The organism is Umezawaea endophytica, from assembly GCF_025061645.1.
GTDB lineage: Bacteria > Actinomycetota > Actinomycetes > Mycobacteriales > Pseudonocardiaceae > Umezawaea > Umezawaea endophytica.
The window spans coordinates 187,789-203,293 of sequence record NZ_JANYMP010000009.1; the positions used below are offsets into that span (position 1 = coordinate 187,789).

At 72.1% G+C, this 15,505-nt stretch carries 17 protein-coding genes; 4 read left to right on the forward strand and 13 right to left on the reverse strand.

The annotated features are described in order from the left end of the window. Position 1 precedes the first annotated feature (1 nt). Positions 2–1,777: an ABC transporter ATP-binding protein gene (locus NZH93_RS20705; protein ID WP_259624793.1), complete on the reverse strand. Its 1,776-nt coding sequence runs from the start codon at positions 1,775–1,777 to the stop codon at positions 2–4. Positions 1,778–1,843: 66 nt separating this feature from the next. Here NZH93_RS20705 and NZH93_RS20710 point away from each other — a divergent pair, with 66 nt between their 5' ends. Next, positions 1,844–2,287 (forward strand): MarR family winged helix-turn-helix transcriptional regulator, encoded by a 444-nt coding sequence (locus NZH93_RS20710; RefSeq protein WP_259624794.1) that lies wholly within the window; start codon positions 1,844–1,846, stop codon positions 2,285–2,287. Here NZH93_RS20710 and NZH93_RS20715 read toward each other — a convergent pair. Then, positions 2,273–3,250 (reverse strand): hypothetical protein, encoded by a 978-nt coding sequence (locus NZH93_RS20715; RefSeq protein ID WP_259624795.1) that lies wholly within the window; start codon positions 3,248–3,250, stop codon positions 2,273–2,275. The two genes, NZH93_RS20710 and NZH93_RS20715, sit on opposite strands and share 15 nt — an antisense overlap. 73 nt (positions 3,251–3,323) lie before the next feature. Here NZH93_RS20715 and NZH93_RS20720 point away from each other — a divergent pair, with 73 nt between their 5' ends. Further along, positions 3,324–4,097, forward strand: a complete 774-nt coding sequence (locus NZH93_RS20720; RefSeq protein ID WP_259624796.1) for an oxidoreductase — start codon at positions 3,324–3,326, stop codon at positions 4,095–4,097. Here the strand turns inward: NZH93_RS20720 and NZH93_RS20725 are convergent. From NZH93_RS20725 to NZH93_RS20770, 10 genes are all read right to left on the reverse strand, one after another. Then, a complete protein-coding gene (locus NZH93_RS20725; protein ID WP_259624858.1) occupies positions 4,094–4,726 on the reverse strand; it encodes a cation efflux transmembrane domain-containing protein in 633 nt (210 codons plus the stop codon). The genes NZH93_RS20720 and NZH93_RS20725 overlap by 4 nt on opposite strands. After that, the gene (cmtR, locus tag NZH93_RS20730; protein ID WP_259624797.1) at positions 4,723–5,049 is read right to left on the reverse strand and encodes a Cd(II)/Pb(II)-sensing metalloregulatory transcriptional regulator CmtR; all 327 of its coding nucleotides are present in this window, start codon (positions 5,047–5,049) and stop codon (positions 4,723–4,725) included. The genes NZH93_RS20725 and cmtR overlap by 4 nt, the downstream gene beginning before the upstream one ends. A 60-nt stretch (positions 5,050–5,109) precedes the next feature. Next, positions 5,110–5,865, reverse strand: coding sequence for an AfsR/SARP family transcriptional regulator (locus tag NZH93_RS20735; protein WP_259624798.1), 756 nt, complete (start codon positions 5,863–5,865; stop codon positions 5,110–5,112). 82 nt (positions 5,866–5,947) lie between these two features. Further along, complete coding sequence (locus NZH93_RS20740) at positions 5,948–6,766, reverse strand: dienelactone hydrolase family protein (protein WP_259624799.1); 819 nt, start codon at positions 6,764–6,766, stop codon at positions 5,948–5,950. A 124-nt stretch (positions 6,767–6,890) separates the two neighbouring features. Further along, entirely contained in the window at positions 6,891–9,194 is a 2,304-nt protein-coding gene (locus NZH93_RS20745; protein ID WP_259624800.1) for a xanthine dehydrogenase family protein molybdopterin-binding subunit, read from the reverse strand. Then, positions 9,191–10,186 (reverse strand): FAD binding domain-containing protein, encoded by a 996-nt coding sequence (locus NZH93_RS20750; RefSeq protein ID WP_259624801.1) that lies wholly within the window; start codon positions 10,184–10,186, stop codon positions 9,191–9,193. The genes NZH93_RS20745 and NZH93_RS20750 overlap by 4 nt, the downstream gene beginning before the upstream one ends. After that, complete coding sequence (locus NZH93_RS20755) at positions 10,183–10,689, reverse strand: (2Fe-2S)-binding protein (protein WP_259624802.1); 507 nt, start codon at positions 10,687–10,689, stop codon at positions 10,183–10,185. The genes NZH93_RS20750 and NZH93_RS20755 overlap by 4 nt, the downstream gene beginning before the upstream one ends. A 90-nt stretch (positions 10,690–10,779) precedes the next feature. Then, positions 10,780–11,658, reverse strand: a complete 879-nt coding sequence (locus NZH93_RS20760; RefSeq protein ID WP_259624803.1) for a LysR family transcriptional regulator — start codon at positions 11,656–11,658, stop codon at positions 10,780–10,782. 230 nt (positions 11,659–11,888) lie between these two features. After that, on the reverse strand, positions 11,889–12,554 hold the full coding sequence (locus tag NZH93_RS20765; RefSeq protein WP_259624804.1) for a TetR/AcrR family transcriptional regulator: 666 nt from the start codon (positions 12,552–12,554) through the stop codon (positions 11,889–11,891). Between the two features lie 9 nt (positions 12,555–12,563). Continuing rightward, positions 12,564–13,745, reverse strand: coding sequence for a BtrH N-terminal domain-containing protein (locus NZH93_RS20770; RefSeq protein ID WP_259624805.1), 1,182 nt, complete (start codon positions 13,743–13,745; stop codon positions 12,564–12,566). 74 nt (positions 13,746–13,819) lie between these two features. Here NZH93_RS20770 and NZH93_RS20775 point away from each other — a divergent pair, with 74 nt between their 5' ends. Then, positions 13,820–14,434 carry an SRPBCC family protein gene (locus NZH93_RS20775; protein WP_259624806.1) on the forward strand — a complete coding sequence of 205 codons (615 nt, stop codon included), beginning with the start codon at positions 13,820–13,822 and terminating at the stop codon, positions 14,432–14,434. On the opposite strand, the gene NZH93_RS20780 is transcribed toward NZH93_RS20775, so the two are convergent. Further along, positions 14,431–14,940 (reverse strand): carboxymuconolactone decarboxylase family protein, encoded by a 510-nt coding sequence (locus NZH93_RS20780; RefSeq protein ID WP_259624807.1) that lies wholly within the window; start codon positions 14,938–14,940, stop codon positions 14,431–14,433. The two genes, NZH93_RS20775 and NZH93_RS20780, sit on opposite strands and share 4 nt — an antisense overlap. Positions 14,941–15,003: 63 nt before the next feature. Here NZH93_RS20780 and NZH93_RS20785 point away from each other — a divergent pair, with 63 nt between their 5' ends. Continuing rightward, a complete protein-coding gene (locus NZH93_RS20785) occupies positions 15,004–15,465 on the forward strand; it encodes a MarR family winged helix-turn-helix transcriptional regulator (protein WP_259624808.1) in 462 nt (153 codons plus the stop codon). The last annotated feature ends 40 nt before the right edge of the window (positions 15,466–15,505 follow it).

Below are 15,505 nucleotides of genomic sequence, written 5' to 3' on the forward strand. Positions count from 1 at the left end.
CTCACCCGACGGGTTCGAGGGTGCCGTCGCGGCGGATCAGCGCCGCGTACTCGCCGTTGAGGGTCAGCAGCTCGTCGTGGGTGCCGCGTTCGGCGATCCGGCCGCGGTCGAGGACCAGGATCTGGTCGGCGTCGCGGATCGTGGACAGGCGGTGCGCGATGGTGATCGTGGTGCGGCCCTCGGACAGCGCGTCGATGGCTTCCTGGACGGCCAGTTCGGTCTGGTTGTCCAGCGCGCTGGTGGCCTCGTCCAGCACCAGGATCGGCGGGTTGCGCAGGATCGTGCGGGCGATGGCCAGCCGCTGCTTCTCGCCGCCGGAGAACCGGTAGCCGCGTTCGCCGACCAGGGTGTCGTAGCCCTCCGGCAGGCCGCTGATGTGCTGGTGGATCTGCGCGGCCCGCGCCGCGGCCACCAGTTCCTCGTCGGTGGCGTCCGGCTTCGCGAAGCGCAGGTTGTCCGCGATGGACGCGTGGAACAGGTACGTCTCCTGCGACACCACGCCGACCGCGTCGGCCAGGGTGGCGAAGTCCAGGTCGCGCACGTCGACGCCGTCGATGGTCACCCTGCCCGCGGTCACGTCGTACAGGCGCGGCACGAGGTAGCTCAGCGTCGTCTTGCCCGAGCCGGTCTCGCCGACCACGGCCAGGCTGGTGCCCGGCGGGACGACGACGTCGATGCCGGACAGCGTCTGGTGGTCGTCGGAGTAGGCGAACGACACGCCCTCGAACCGCACCTCGCCCCGGACGTCCTTGAGCGGCACGGGTTCCACCGGCGGCTCGATGTCCACCGGCAGGTCGAGGTACTCGAAGATCCGCTGGAACAGCGCGAGCGAGCTCTGGAGCTCCACGCCGGTCTGGATCAGCGACACGGCCGGGCGGAACAGGGTCTGCTGCAACGACACGAACGCGACCAGCGTGCCCAGCGACGCGATCGGCACGCCCAGCGCGCCGCTCGCGCCCGCCGCCCAGTAGATCAGCGCGGGCATGGCCGCCATGACGATGCCGACGGTCGACATCCGCCAGCGGCCCGCCATGCTCGCGCGGACCTCCAGCTTGGTCAGCTTGGCCGACTCCTCGGCGAACGACGTGGTCAGCGAGTCCGTGCGGCCCATGGTGTGGCCGAGCAGGACGCCGCTGACCGACAGCGACTCCTGGACGTTCGTGGACATGGTGGCGAGCTGCCGCTGGCGCTCGCCGGTGATCTTCTTGCGCTCGGTGCCCACCCGGCGGCTGATCCACACGAACAGGGGGAGCAGCGCGAGGGACACGATCGTGAGCCGCCAGTCGAGTGCGGTCATGGCGACGACGGTCGCGACGACGGTGGTCACGTTCGACACCAGCGAGGTCGCGGTGGACGTGACGGTCGACTGCATGCCGCCGATGTCGTTGGCGATGCGCGACTGGACCTCGCCGGTGCGGGTCTTGGTGAAGAACGCCAGCGACATGCGCTGGAGGTGGTCGTAGACGGACGTGCGCAGGTCGTGCATCACGTCCTGGCCCACGGCGGTCGACACGTAGGTCTGGATCACGTTGAACACGCTGGTCGCGACGGCGACGGCGATCAGGCCGCCCGCGAGCAGCGTCAGCAGCCCGACGCGCCCCTGCGGGATCGCCACGTCGAGGATCTCGCGCAGCAGGAACGGGGACGCCACCGCCACGAGGGACGACAGCAGGACGAACAGGGCGACGACGCCGAGGCGCAGTCGGTAGGGCCGGAACAGGCCCAGGATGCGGCGAACGCTCACCGGGTGCTCTGGTGTGGTGGTCGGCAAGGACACCTCCGTGGGATTGACTCTTACCTATGGTAACAATGAAAGTGCCTCTGTTATTCTCGATTTGTGAAGATGGACGAAACCGCAGGTGGGCTGGGTGAGCTGTTCCTCCGCCAGGCCCGCCGGATCCGCCGTGCCTACGGCGAACGCCTGGCCCCGCTCGGCTTCACCCTGGCCCAGTCCCGAGCGCTGGAGGTGATCGCCCGCTACGGCGACACGCCCCCGCGCATGGTCGACCTCGCCGACCGCCTGCACGTCGTCCCGCGCGCGGTCACGCCGCTGGTCGACGCGCTGGAGGACGCCGACCTGGTGCGCCGCCGGGTCGACCCGGCCAACCGCCGGTCCATGCTGCTGGAGCTGACCGAACGCGGCGCGCGGACCCGCGAGGAGTTCCGGGAGGCGCGGACCGAGGCCGCCGCGTCGCTGTTCGCGCCCCTGTCGGCGGAGCAGCAGGAGCAACTGCGGGAACTGCTGGAGAAGATCGACGCGGCGGCCGAGGAGTCACCCGGTCGCTGACATCAGCACCTCGGCCCGCGCCCACACCGCGGGCAGGAGGTCGAGGGTCCGCTCGGCGCGCGCCGCGAGGTCCGCGCCGCCGGTGACGCCGAGGTCGGCGAGCACGGCGTCGAACGCCGGGGCCAGTTCGCGGTGCAACTCCGGGGCGTCGGCGGCCAGGATCGTGTGGCAGCGGGAGAACGTGACGGCGATCCAGAACGCCGCCTCGCGGTGGTCGCCCGCGTCGACCAGCGCGTGACCGCCGTCGATCGCGATCGGACGGGCCGCCGCCGTGATGTCGCTGCTGTACGGGAACGGGGTGCGGGACACCGGGACCGTGCGGTCGAACGTGGTCGCCAGCGCGGCCAGGTGGCGGCGAGTCAGCTCCGGCGTCCAGTGGGCGCACCCCAGGTGGGCCAGCAGGTCCGGGTACAGGTCGCCCGCCAGCGGTCGGACCTTGAGGTAGCGCAGGCGGACGGTCGGGTTGCGCCGGGCCGCGACCAGCAGCACGTGGGTGGTCACGCCGGTCGGGAACAGCCACGACATCACCCGCCGCGGCCACGGCGCGGCGGGGTCGATCCCGCGGAGTCCCCGCTCCACGCGGTTCCTGGCCTCCCCGCAGCGCCGCCGCACCCACTCCGGGTCGGCGAAGTGCCGCTCCACCAGCGCTTGCAGGGGTCGCAGCGCACCCGTCGGGTCGGCGATGACCGTGTCCGTCCGCAGCCCGCCCGCCACGTGGTACGACCCGAGCGCGTCCCGGACCTCCTGCCACGTCACGGGGGTGACCTCCAGCAGGGCACCGCGGAACAGGAACTTGCCCGGCTTCGGCCCCGCCTCGTCCACCACCACGGCAACGTCCACATCGGACCCGACGGGCAGCTCGGCGTCGTCCGGCACCCCCACCGTCGAGCCGGTGAAGTACGCGGTGGCCCCGTTCTCGCGCACCCACGCGACGGCCGCGGCCCTGGCTTCTCCCACGCGCACGTCACCGAACCTACCGCTTGCGCCGGTCGTCGGATCGGACGAGAGTCTGCCGCCGGACACCTGGAGGAAACCGATGGACCTGCACCTCGCCGGCAAGATCGCCGTCGTCACCGGAGCCAGCAAGGGGATCGGGCTCGCGGTCACGCGGGCGCTGGCCGCGGAAGGGGTCCAGGTCGTCGCCGGGGCCAGGGAGTGGCACGACGAGCCCTCGCCCCTGGTCCACCCCGTGGCGGTCGACCTCGGCACGCCGGACGGGCCCGCGAGGCTCGTCGACGAGGCCGTGTCGCGGTTCGGCGGCCTCGACGTCCTGGTGAACAACGTCGGCGCGGTGCGCCCGCGGACCGGCGGGTTCCTGTCGATCACCGACGAGGACTGGACGGCGACGCTGGAGCTGAACCTCCTGTCGGCGGTCCGCACCACCCGCGCCGCGGTGCCGCACCTGCTGGACCGCGGAGCCGGGTGGATCGTGACGATCGGCTCGGTCAACGCGTTCCTGCCCGATCCGGGGGTCATGGACTACAGCGCGGCCAAGGCGGCGCTGGCGAACTTCACCAAGTCGCTGTCCAAGGAGTTCGGTCCGCGCGGGATCAGGGTGAACAGCATCAGCCCCGGCCCGGTCGCCACGGCGCTGTGGCTCGGCGAGGGCGGCGTCGCCGCGACGGTCGCGTCCGCGTCCGGCGGCGACCCGGCCGCTGTGGCGAAGAAGGTGGCCTCCGAAGCGGTGACCGGGCGGTTCACCGAGCCCGAAGAGGTCGCCGACCTCGTCCTGTTGCTGGCCAGCGACCGCGCGGGCAACGTGACCGGCGCCGACTTCACCATCGACGGCGGCCTGATCACGACGCTCTAGCAGCAGTTCTCGCCGCGCCAGGCCTCGCGGCCCTCCTTGACGGCGACCGCGGCGATCACCAGCGCCGCCGCCGGGTCCGCCCAGTACCAGCCGAACAGGCTGTTGAGCAGCAGGCCGACCAGGAGGACCCCGGACAGGTAGGTGCACAGCAGGGTCTGCTTGGAGTCGGCGACCGCGCTGGCCGATCCGAGTTCGCGGCCCGCGCGGCGTTGCGCGTACGACAGGCCGGGCATGACGAGCAGCGACACGGCGGCCAGCACGATGCCGACGGTGGAGTGCGACGCGGTCTCGCCGGAGAACAGGGAACGGGCGGACTCGACGGTCACGTAGGCCGCGAGCGCGAAGAACGACAGCGCGATCACCTTCAGCGCCGTGCGTTCCCGCGCTTCGGGGTCGGTGCCGGAGAACTGCCACGCGACCGCCGTGGCGGAGGCGACCTCGATCACCGAGTCCAGGCCGAAGCCGATCAGGGCGGTGGACGAGGCGATCGTGCCCGCCGTGAGGGCGATGACCGCCTCGACCACGTTGTAGGCGATGGTCGCGCCGACCAGCAGCCTGATCCGCCGGGTCAGCGCGGTCCGGCGCGCGGGTTCGAGCACCACGACGGGGGAACAGCAGGCGTCGCTCACCGGACGGCGGCCGGGACGTGGTCGGCGCACGGGTCGACGGCGAGGACGACCTTCGCGAGTTCGCCCAGTGCGCGGGTCAGGTGCTCGTCGGCGAGCGCGTAGCGCACCTGGCGGCCTTCGTAGCTCGCCACGACCAGGCCGCAGCCGCGCAGGCACGCGAGGTGGTTGGACACGTTCGACCTGGTCAGGCCCAGTTCGTCGGCGAGCCTGCCTGGGTAGTTCGTGCCGTCCAGCAGTGCGACGAGGATCCGGCAGCGGGTCGGGTCCGCCAGCGCCCTGCCGAGCCTGGCCAGCGCGTCCGCTCGGGTCTCACACTTCAGCATGCGTCGAACAGTACAGCGAACGCTGACATGTTCACCAGGTGCCGCGACACCTCGGCACGTCTAGCACGGCAGGTACCGGTGGCCGCTGAACCAGGCGGACCGGTGGTCACCCGCGGCACGCGTGGCGGACCTGCCCACGAGCAGCCGCTTGCCCTCGTCGTACACGACACGCGCTTCCGCCTGCCTGCCCGAGCCGACCAGCGCGGTCATCAGCAGCTCGCGCAAGCGCTCGCGCGTCGGGCTCGCGGCGACCGCCTCGGCCAGTTCGACGCTCACCGAGGCGTGCCTGCCCAGCGCCAGGTCGATCTCCAGCCGTTCCTCCAGCGCGATGGCCCTGGCGTGGTCCAACCGGGTCCGCTGCTCCTCGGCGAACGCGCCGCGCAGCCCGCAGAGCGCCGTGCCCCGCCACAGTTCGTGCGCCGACCGCAACTGGTCGGACGCGGCCCGGAGGGCGCCGCGGGCACGGGCTTCGCGGGCCGCCGCGACACGGGTGCGGAACCGGCTCCAGTCGACCGCGCCCGCTTCCACCGACATCGTGTAGCCGCCGCCCCCGATGGAGGTGATCAGGCCGTCTTCGGCGGGGGAGAGGAGGCGGCGCAACCGGGTCACGTAGGTGCGCACGCTGCCGCGCGCACCTCGTGGCGGCTCCTCGCCCCACACGGCGTCGACGATCTCGTCGACCGACACCGGCCTGCCCTCGCGCAGCAGGAGCAACGACAGCGCCACCTGCTGCTGAGGTGACCCGAGCTTCACCTCCTGGGCGCCCCGCCACGCCCTGATCGGCCCCAGTAACGCGAACCTCAACCCCGTCGCCATCGCTGTTCCTCCCCCGGAACCCGTCCACCCCGACGATCCGTTCACGGCGGACGGGGCGGTTCGGTTCGACCTGTGGCGAAGTTCAGCCGGCGGTGCACACCGTGAGGCGCTCGCGGAAGAACTCCACGACCCGGTTCCGCGCGCCCAGCGCGGGGTGGCCCGGCCGGTCGCGCACCTCGCCGGTCACGACCGAGTGAGCCTTGGTCGAGAACCCGCCCGCGTTGCCCGGCTTGGAATCCAGTTCGATCACCTCGAACGCGTCGCCCAGCCGTTCGCGCAGGTGCTGGAACCGCTCGTCGGGGACCATGAAGTCCTCGCTGAACCGCATCCCGAGCACGCACAGGCCCTCGTCCCTGGTGCGGGCGACGATCCGGTCGGCCTCGGCGGGCGAGAGCCCGAGGTCGCGCTTGCGGGTGGCGCCGATCGGGAACGGCACCGACGGCTGGCTCATCACCGGTGCCAGCACCACGTCGTCGACGGCTGCGGCGAGCGCGAAGCCGCCGGAGAAGCACATGCCGATCACGCCGACGCCCTTGCCGGGCGTGCGGGCGGCCAGGTCGCGGGACACCGCGCGCAGGTAGTCGGTGACCGGGCGGTGCGCGTTCGCGGCGAGCGCGCGGAACTCCTTGGACACGCAGACCTTCGCCATCGACGACAGCCCGTAGCCGGTGGAGACCTCCTTGCCGGGCACGCCGTACAGCGACACCAGGACCACGGTGAACCCCTGCTCGACCAGGTGGTCGGCGAAGCCCAGCACCTCCGGGTGGATGCCGGGGATCTCGGGCAGCACCACCACGCCGGGGCCCTCGCCCTTCTCGAAGCAGTCGTGGGTGATGCCCGCAGCGGTGAACGGCCGGTGCCGCCAGCCGTTCAGGTCCGAGACGGGTGCGCTGTCGGTCATGCCGCTCCTCCGGTAGTTGGGCCCCGCCGATCATGCCGCGTCCGGCGGGGTGCTCGCGGCAGGGTCCTCCCGCGCGGCGGGCCGATTCGTCCCGTGCGTCCGGGACGAATCGGCCGCCCTCCGGCTAGAGCAGCTTGTCCAGCGTGATCGGCAGGTCGCGCACCCGCTTGCCCGTGGCGTTGTGCACGGCGTTCGCGATGGCGCCCGCCACCCCGGTGATGCCGACCTCGCCGATCCCGAGCAGGCCGAGCGGCATCGTCGGGTCGGGGACGTCCAGGTACTCGACGTCGATCCGCGGCACGTCGGCGTGCACCGGCAGGTGGTACTCCGCCAGGCTCGGGTTCATCACCCGGCCGTGACGCGGGTCCACCAGGGACTCCTCGGACAGGGCCGCCCCGATCCCCATCACGATGCCGCCCTTCAACTGGCTGGTGGCGGTCTTCGCGTTGATCACCGTGCCGACGTCGAACACCCCGAGCCACCGCGACACCCGCACCTCGCCGGTGTCGGCGTCCACGCGCACCTCGCAGAACTGCGCCCCGCACGCGGCCTTCACCCACCGCCGCCGGTCCATCAGGAACTTCGACATGAACCTCATGTTCCCGACCAGGTCCCCGAGCCTCGTCTCCGACCCGATCGCCGCGTCGACGGAGGGAATCCCGGCGCGAGCCAGGATCGAGGCGTAGGTCTCCCCCCGACCGCCGTGGAACAGCCCGCCGTCCCGAGCCGACAGGTCCGCGGCCCGAGCCCCGCGCAGCGGCGACTCCGAGGACTTCTTCGCCAGCTCCAGCATCGACTTCTTCAGCTTCTCGCACGCCGCGAGCAGGCTGGTCGCGACGCTGGCGGTCTGCGCCGACCCGCCAGCCATGGGCGCCAACGGCAGCGCGGTGTCCCCGTACTCCACCCGCACCGACTCGAACGGCACGCCCAGCGCGTCCGCCGCGATCTGGGCCTGCGCGGTGGCCCCGCCCATGCCCATCTCCTGGAACCCGCACCGCACCAGCACGCCACCGTCGACCGACACCCGCACGGTCACGTTGGCCCGCAACTGGAACGACGGGTGGTAGGCCGTGGCGACGCCCATCCCCACCAGCCAGCGCCCGTCCCGCGTCACGCCGGGCTCCGGCGACCGGTTCGCCCACCCGAACCGCTCCGCGCCCCGCGCGTAGGCCTCCCGGAGCATCCGGTGCGAGAACTTCCGCCCGTGCAGCGGATCCGTCTCCGGCTCGTTCACCATCCGCAGCTCGATCGGGTCCATGCCCAACTCGGCGGCCAGCTCGTCGATCGCGACCTCGATCGCGTACGTGCCGATCGCCTCGCCGGGAGCGCGCATCGAGGTGTTCGCGATCTGGTCCAGCTTCACGATCTCCTGCTTCAGCAGGAGGTTGTCGGCCGCGTACAGGTGGCTCGACTGCGACGTGACGGGCTCGGCCATGCCGCCGACCCTGCCCAACTGCGACACGCTCGTGTGGATCAACGAGGTCAGGTGCCCGTCGGAACGAGCCCCGAGCGCCACCCGCTGGATCGTGGGCGTGCGGCCCCCGACCGTCCGGTACACGCCCTCCCTGGTGAGCAGCATCCGCACCGGCCGACCGGTCATCCGCGCGGCCAGCACGGTCAGGATCGTGCCCGCCCACACGTTGGCCTTGCCGCCGAACCCGCCGCCGACGAACGGGGCGATCACGCGGATGCCCTCTGCGGGCACGGAGAACTTGTGCGCCAGGTGCTTGCGGACCCACACGACGCTCTGCGAGGCCTCGTGCACGGTCAGCCGGTCGCCGTCCCACACGGCCGTGGTGGCGTGCGGCTCGATGGCGTTGTGGTGGTGCATCGGCGTGGTGAAGCGGAGGTCGACCGACACCGGCGCGGCGGCCAGCGCGGCCTCGGCGTCACCCTTGCTCCCGCCGGACGGCAGGATCAGGCTGCTCGGCTGGGGTTCCGCGTTCGGCGCCTCGGCCTTGAAGTCCACTGTGGACGGCTGGACCTCGTAGGTGGCGCGGACCAGCCCGGCCGCCTCGTGCGCGGCGTGCGGCGTCTCGGCGACGACGACCGCGATCGGCTGGCCGTTCCACGACACCTGGTCGGTGTTGAGGTAGTTGACCGTCGTCCCCGACGCCATCGAGTCGATGTCGATCGGGCTCACCTTCGAGGGAGGCCGCATCCGCACGGCGTTCTCGTGGGTGATCACCGAGATCACGCCCTCGACCGCGGCGGCCGCGGTCGTGTCGACGGCCGTGATCCGGCCGCGGCTGACCGTGGAATGCACGAGCGCGGCGTGCGCGACGTTCGCGTACGGGACCTCGGCGGCGAACCGGGCCTCACCGGTGGTCTTCACGGCCCCGTCGACGCGGTCGACCGCCTGGCCGACGTACTTGCCCGCCGCCGTGGTCGTCGTCGTGGTGACCGGCGGGTTCTGGACCTGGGTCACGCCGCGCCTCCCTCGGTCAGCAGCGTGCGGAGCGTGGCGACGATCGCGCGCTGGGCCAGCTCGATCTTGAACTCGTTCTGCGACCGGCCGACGGCGGGCGCCAGCTCGGCCTCGGCCGCGCGCCGGAACGACTCGTCGGTGGCGGGAGCGCCGAGCAGGACGCGCTCGGCCTCGTGGGCGCGCCACGGCTTGGTGGCCACGCCGCCGAGCGCGATCCGCACCCCCGTGACGACACCGCCCTCGACCTCCAGCGCGGCGGCGACGGACACCAGCGCGAACGCGTAGGACGCGCGGTCGCGGACCTTGCGGTAGCGCGAGGTCGCGGCCAGCGGCAGCGGCGGCAGCTCGACGGCGGTGATCAGCTCGTCGGCCTCCAGCACGGTCTCCACCTGCGGCGTCGTGCCGGGCAGCCGGTGGAAGTCCACCAGCGGGATCCGGCGCGTGCCGCGCACGCTCTCGACCTCCACCACGGCGTCCAGCGCCACCAGCGCGACGGCCATGTCCGACGGGTGGGTGGCGATGCAGCTCTCCGAGGCGCCCAGGATCGCGTTGCCGCGGTTGAACCCGCCGATCGCGTCGCACCCGCTGCCCGGCTCGCGCTTGTTGCACGCCGCGGCGCTGTCGTAGAAGTACAGGCACCTGGTGCGCTGCAACAGGTTCCCGCCGACCGTGGCCATGTTGCGGAGCTGCGCGGACGCGCCGGTCAGGATCGCCTGCGACAGCAGCGGGTAGCGGCTCCGGATGAGCTGGTTCGCCGCGAGGTGGCTGTTGCGGACCAGCGCGCCGATCCGCACGCCGCCGTCGGGCAGCTCCTCGACCCCGGTCAGCGGCAGGCGGGTGATGTCGATGACCGTGTCCGGCGCCTCGACGCCCTCGCGCATCAGGTCGACCAGGTTCGTGCCGCCGCCGAGGAACTTCGCCCCCGGTTCGGTGGAGATCGCGCGGACGGCGCTCGGCACGTCCGGCGCGCTCAGGTAGGCGAACGTCTTCACGACGCGGCCACCTCCTTGATGGAGGCGACGATGCCGTTGTACGCGCCGCAGCGGCACAGGTTGCCGCTCATGCGCTCCCGGATCTCGTCCTCCGACAGCTCCACGTCGGTGGCGCACAGGTGCTCGGTGACCGCGCTCGGCGCTCCGGCCTCGTGCTCGGCGAGCATCCCGACGGCGGAGCAGAGCTGGCCCGACGTGCAGTAGCCGCACTGGAGGCCGTCGTTGCGGATGAAGGCCTTCTGGAGCGGGTGCGCCTCACCCTCCCCGGCCAGACCCTCGACCGTGGTGATGTCGCGGTCGTCGTACTGGACGGCCAGCGCGAGGCAGGAGTTGATCCGCTCCCCGTCCACGAGCACCGTGCACGCGCCGCAGGCGCCCTGGTCGCACCCCTTCTTGGTACCGGTCAGCCCTAGTTCCCCACGCAGCGCGTCGAGGAGGCTGACCTGCGGTGACAGGTCGACCTTCTCCTCCACGCCGTTGACCCGCATTCGGATGTCGACCACGTTGCAGCTCCGTTCAAGGCGTACCCCTCTTGGGGGCCACGTTAATAGAACGGCGTCCACTTAACAACAGGCCGGTGTCCTCTTATCGTCTCAGGTGGCCTGAAATACCCGATGGTGTTCCTCGGCGATGGCGGCGAACTCCAGGATCAGCGGGCTCCGGCGGGAGGCGTCCCACGCCAGGCAGACGTGGTTCGGACCGATGTCGTCGATGAGCACGGACGTGAGGTCGCGGCGGGTGTAGAAGTCGGCCACCGACGACGGCAGGACCAGCACGCCCGCGCCCGCGGCGACGTGCTCGAACTTCTCCTCGACCGTGCGCACCGCGGGCGTGGGCCGCCGCTGCCCGGTGCGCAGTTCCGTGGCGATGTCCCGCCACTCCGGCACCGCGTCCGGGTCCTGCACGAGGTGCTCGTCGGCGAGGTCGGCGATCCCGATCGACCGCTCGCGCGCCAACCGGTGGTCCACCGGCAGCACCGCCACGCGCGGCTCGGCGAGCAGCGGCCGGACCTGGAGGCCGCGCTGGTCCACCGGCAGCCGCACGAAGCTCACGTCCACCCGCCCGTCGTGCACCACGTCGGTCTGGTCGTACCAGCCGGTGCGCACCACGTCGACAGTCAGCGACGGGTACCGGGCCGCCAGCACCCGGATCGCCGCCGACACGACCAGCCCCGGCATGAAGCCCACGGTGAACCGGTCGGAGCCGCGAGCCGCCCGCCCCACCCTGCGGCGCAGCGCGTCCGCGTTCGCGAGCAGCGGCCGCGCGTCCGTCAGGAGCTGCGCGCCCGCCGGTGTCAGCGCGGTGCCCCGCTTGTCCCGGAGGAACAGCCGCGCCTTCAGCTCGTCCTCGAGAGCCCTGATCTGCCGGGAGAGCACCGGCTGCGTGATGTGCAGCGACTCGGCCGCCCGGCCGAAGTGCAACTCGTCGGCGACCGCGACGAAGTACCGGAGTTTCCGCAGGTCGACGTCCACCAGTTACCTCCATGCGTCCACCGCGAGGGTAGTCCGGCGGCGGATCGGCACCGGGCCCGTTCGGCCGGGTGGACCAGCGGTGTGCGACTCGGAGTGACCGGCCGAACACCCGACGGCACCAGCGATCGGCGGAGCGGGCACGGGGGTGGGCGGGATCGGGCGCGCGGAGCCGCCTTTTTGCCATTCGGACCGCCCGCTGGGAATGCGCCTACGGCGGACGGCTTCGTGCGCTAGTCGGCGGTCGCGAGCAGCCCGGTGACGTAGACGAGGGTGAACCGGTGGATCGTCGGCACGAACTCGGGGCACGCCCGCGCCAGTTCGGGCTCCTCGGAGTAGAGGTCGGCCAGCGCCGAGGACGGGTGCGAGACCTGCCAGATCGACGCGGCCTGGCAGGCGATGGCGGCGACCGCCTCGAACCCGCGTTCCGGCCCGATCCCCGGCACGACCCGCCCGATCAGCGCCGCCAGTTCCTCCACCCCGTCGAGCACGCTCACCTTGAACGACCGCACCGCGCCCTTGGACACGTGCCGTTCGAGGTTGAGCGGCGCCTGGGTCAGCAGGTCGCAGAGCAGCGGCCGTTCCCCGAGCGTGCGGGACAGCACGTCCGCCAGCAGCAGCGGGGACCCGTCCACCACGCCGTCGAGCTCCGCGTGCACGGCGTCGCTCCAGTCGCTCCACGCCTCGGCGCCGAGGCTGAGGTAGATCTCCTCGCGGGTCTCGAAGTACCGCAGGATCGCCGACTTGTGCACGCCGACCGCGGTGGCGATGTCGCCGAGGCTGACCGACCTGACCCCGCGTTCGAGCGCCAGTTCGCGAGCGGCGGCGCGGATGGCGTCGTAGCGCTGCTGCTTCTGCTCCGGCCTGCGGGCCCGCAGGAAGGTCGGTGTGCACTCCACCGAGGCAGGTTAACCGACTCTCACCTCGCCCAGGGCCTTGATGGCGGCCGATTCGGCTGCGTGGAGGCCCAGCAGGGTCTCGCCCATGCGGCGGAACACGTCCCTGGTCGAGGTTTCGTCGAACGGCGGCTCGCTCGCGTGCGCGGCCCGCAGCTCCCACAGCTCCTCGGCGGCGGCCGCGCGGTCGTCCGCTCCCTCGTCGCCGCGCTCCACCGCGCTCGTCACGGCGGCGGTGAGGTCCCGGAGCCGGGCCACGACAGGCACGTCCGACGGCAGCGCGATCTCCGCCAGCTCGTGCCACCGGTCCGCGATGCCGCGCCAGCGCACCGCCTCGTCGGCGAGCGCGGGCACGTCCAGCACGGCCGCGGCCTCGTCCAGGAAGTCCGCGAACAGCGGCCGCAGGTTCCCGCCCACCATCCCGGCGGGCTCGACGCACTCCCACGTGCTCAGCAGCGCGTCCGTCAGCCCGACCCGGTCGGCGAACACCTTCGGCCACGCCTTCGCGGCGCGCTCGTCGGTCATCATCCGACCCCACTTGCGCCACGCGGGCAGGCTGAACGAGTCCGACGGCTTGGACAGGTGCTCGACCACGTCGGCCAGACCCGCTCGGACCGCGCCGGGGAGGTCGACGTCGTGCGGTTCGCCGGTGACGACCAGCAGCGCGTTCTTGTAGGTGCCGACGCGCGCCCGCGCCCGGTCCAGGTCGGCGCGGTCGACGGTGAGCGGGGCCAGGTTCCGGTCGTCCACCAGCACCCGGCCGCCCTCCTCGCCGTAGGCCACGACCGAGTGCCCGCCGAACCCGTTCAACGCCTCCGGCAGGCTCCAGTAGCCCACGTGGTACCGGTCCGGCCACACCAGGCAGGGCCTGCCCCGCTCCAGTTCCGCGGTCAGCCGCCCGGCCGCCGCGCCGGTCCCACCGGTCCGGTGCCAGTCCACGGCGATCCCCAACCGCTCCGCGGTCCGGTCGATCCGCCTGCCGAGGTACTGCCACGTGTTGTGGAAACCCGCTCCCACCACGCGGCTCCCGCTGTCGCCGTGGTTGAACTCGAAGAGGATGTACCCGGCTCCGATGCCGCCGCCGACGCCGAACACCAGCGCCTCGGACAGCCCTTCGAACCCCTGGTGCGCCAGCAGCGCGGCCAGGTTCGCCGAGTCCGGGTCGGTACCGCCGCGCAACGTCCACTCCGTCATGCCGTCCCACTCCTCCGCTAGCCGTGGAACTGGCATTGTGGACCCGAACCGTCGCCAGATGCCGGAGGTCCACCGTGTCCGTGATCGAAGTCGTCGTCGCCGCGCCCGTGGACACCGTGTGGGAAGCACTGCGGGACAAGGAGAAGATCCGCCAGTGGCACGGGTGGGACTTCGACGGGCTCGACGCCGAGGTCGACCACATCTACCTCACCGACGTCGTCGAGGACGGCCGGACGCTCGCGCTCGGCGGCGGTGACCGCTTCTCCCTGACCCCGTCGGGCACCAGCACCCTGGTCACGCTGGACCGGGCGCCGCTGGGCGGCAACCCGGAGCTGGACGCCTACCACGACGCCATCACCGAGGGCTGGACGACGTTCCTCCAGCAGTTGCGGTTCGCACTGGAGCGCCAACCGGGTGCGGTTCGGCGGACGCTGTTCTTCGAGGGCGGGTTCCCGGACCTCGCCCACGTCGACTCCCGTTGGACCGCCGACCTCGTGGGGGAGCCGGTCACGGGGGAGCTGTGGTTCCGGTCCGCCAACCAGGTCGGCGTCACCGTCGACTCCTGGGGCGAGGGGCTGCTCGTCGTCGTGGACGCGCCGTCGGCCATGGTCGTGCTGAGCACGTACGGCCTGGACGAAGCGGCGTTCGGCGACCTCGAAGCCCGCTGGTCGAAGCGGTTCGCGGGTTAGGCGGGGGCCGCGGTCATCCGGTTCGCCAGGGTGGACATCGTGTAGGCGCCGATGCCCAGCACCACCTCCAGCGCGTTGCGGTGCGTGTAGCCGGCTTCGAGGAACGCGGTCAGGGTGTCGTCGTCCACCTCTCCCGCCGTGCGCAGGACCTCCAGGGTGAACGTCCGGATCGCTTCGAGCCCCCGGTCGGGGAGTGGGCTCTGGTCGGTGAGCGCGGCCACCACGTCCGGGCCGGCGTTGAGCGCCTTGAGCTTCCCGGTGTGCATGGCGACGCAGACGTGGCAGTGGTTGCGGGTGGCCATGGTCATGACGACCACCTCGCGGGCGATCGGGTCCAGTGTGGACGCTTCGAACAGGGCGCTGCTCTTGAGGAACCCGTCCAGCAGCTCCGGGGATTCCGCCATCCGGGCCACGGCGGGCGGGATGCGGCCGAGGCGCTTCCCGGTCGCGGCCATGGTTCGGCGGGCGGCCGGGGGAGCGGAGTCGACGGTGTGGTCGATGAACATGCGTGTCCTCTACGATCGACAACGTGGTTGACCAAACAGTAAACCTGGTTGTCGAGTTTTGCAATGGCTGAGGCCGGGTTCGAACTGCCGCTGCTGCTGTTCGCGGGCTTCCGGTCGCTCATCGACCGGCTGCACGAGGAGTTGGCGCTGGTGGGGCACCCGGACGTCCGGCCTGCCTACGGCTTCGCGATGCAGGCGATCGGCGTCGGCGGCGCCACCGCCAGCGACCTGGGGAGGCGGCTGGGGATCTCGAAGCAGGCCGCAGGCAAGACGGTGGACCGGCTGGAGGCGCTGGGGTACGCCTCGCGGGTCGACGACGCGGGTGACGCCCGGCGCAAGGTGGTCCGGCTGACGCCGCGCGGGATCGACGCGCTGGAGCGGTCGGCGGAGATCTTCGACCGGTTGCGGGAGGAGTGGGCCGGGCTGCTGGGCGTGGAACGGTTGCGGGAGCTGGAGGGCGACCTGCGGGTCGTGGTGCCGTCGGACGGGTTCCGGTTGGACGTCGCGGGGTGGTTCGGCGGGTGAGTGCCGGTCGCGAGTGGACAGTCCACACGCGACCGGCCCC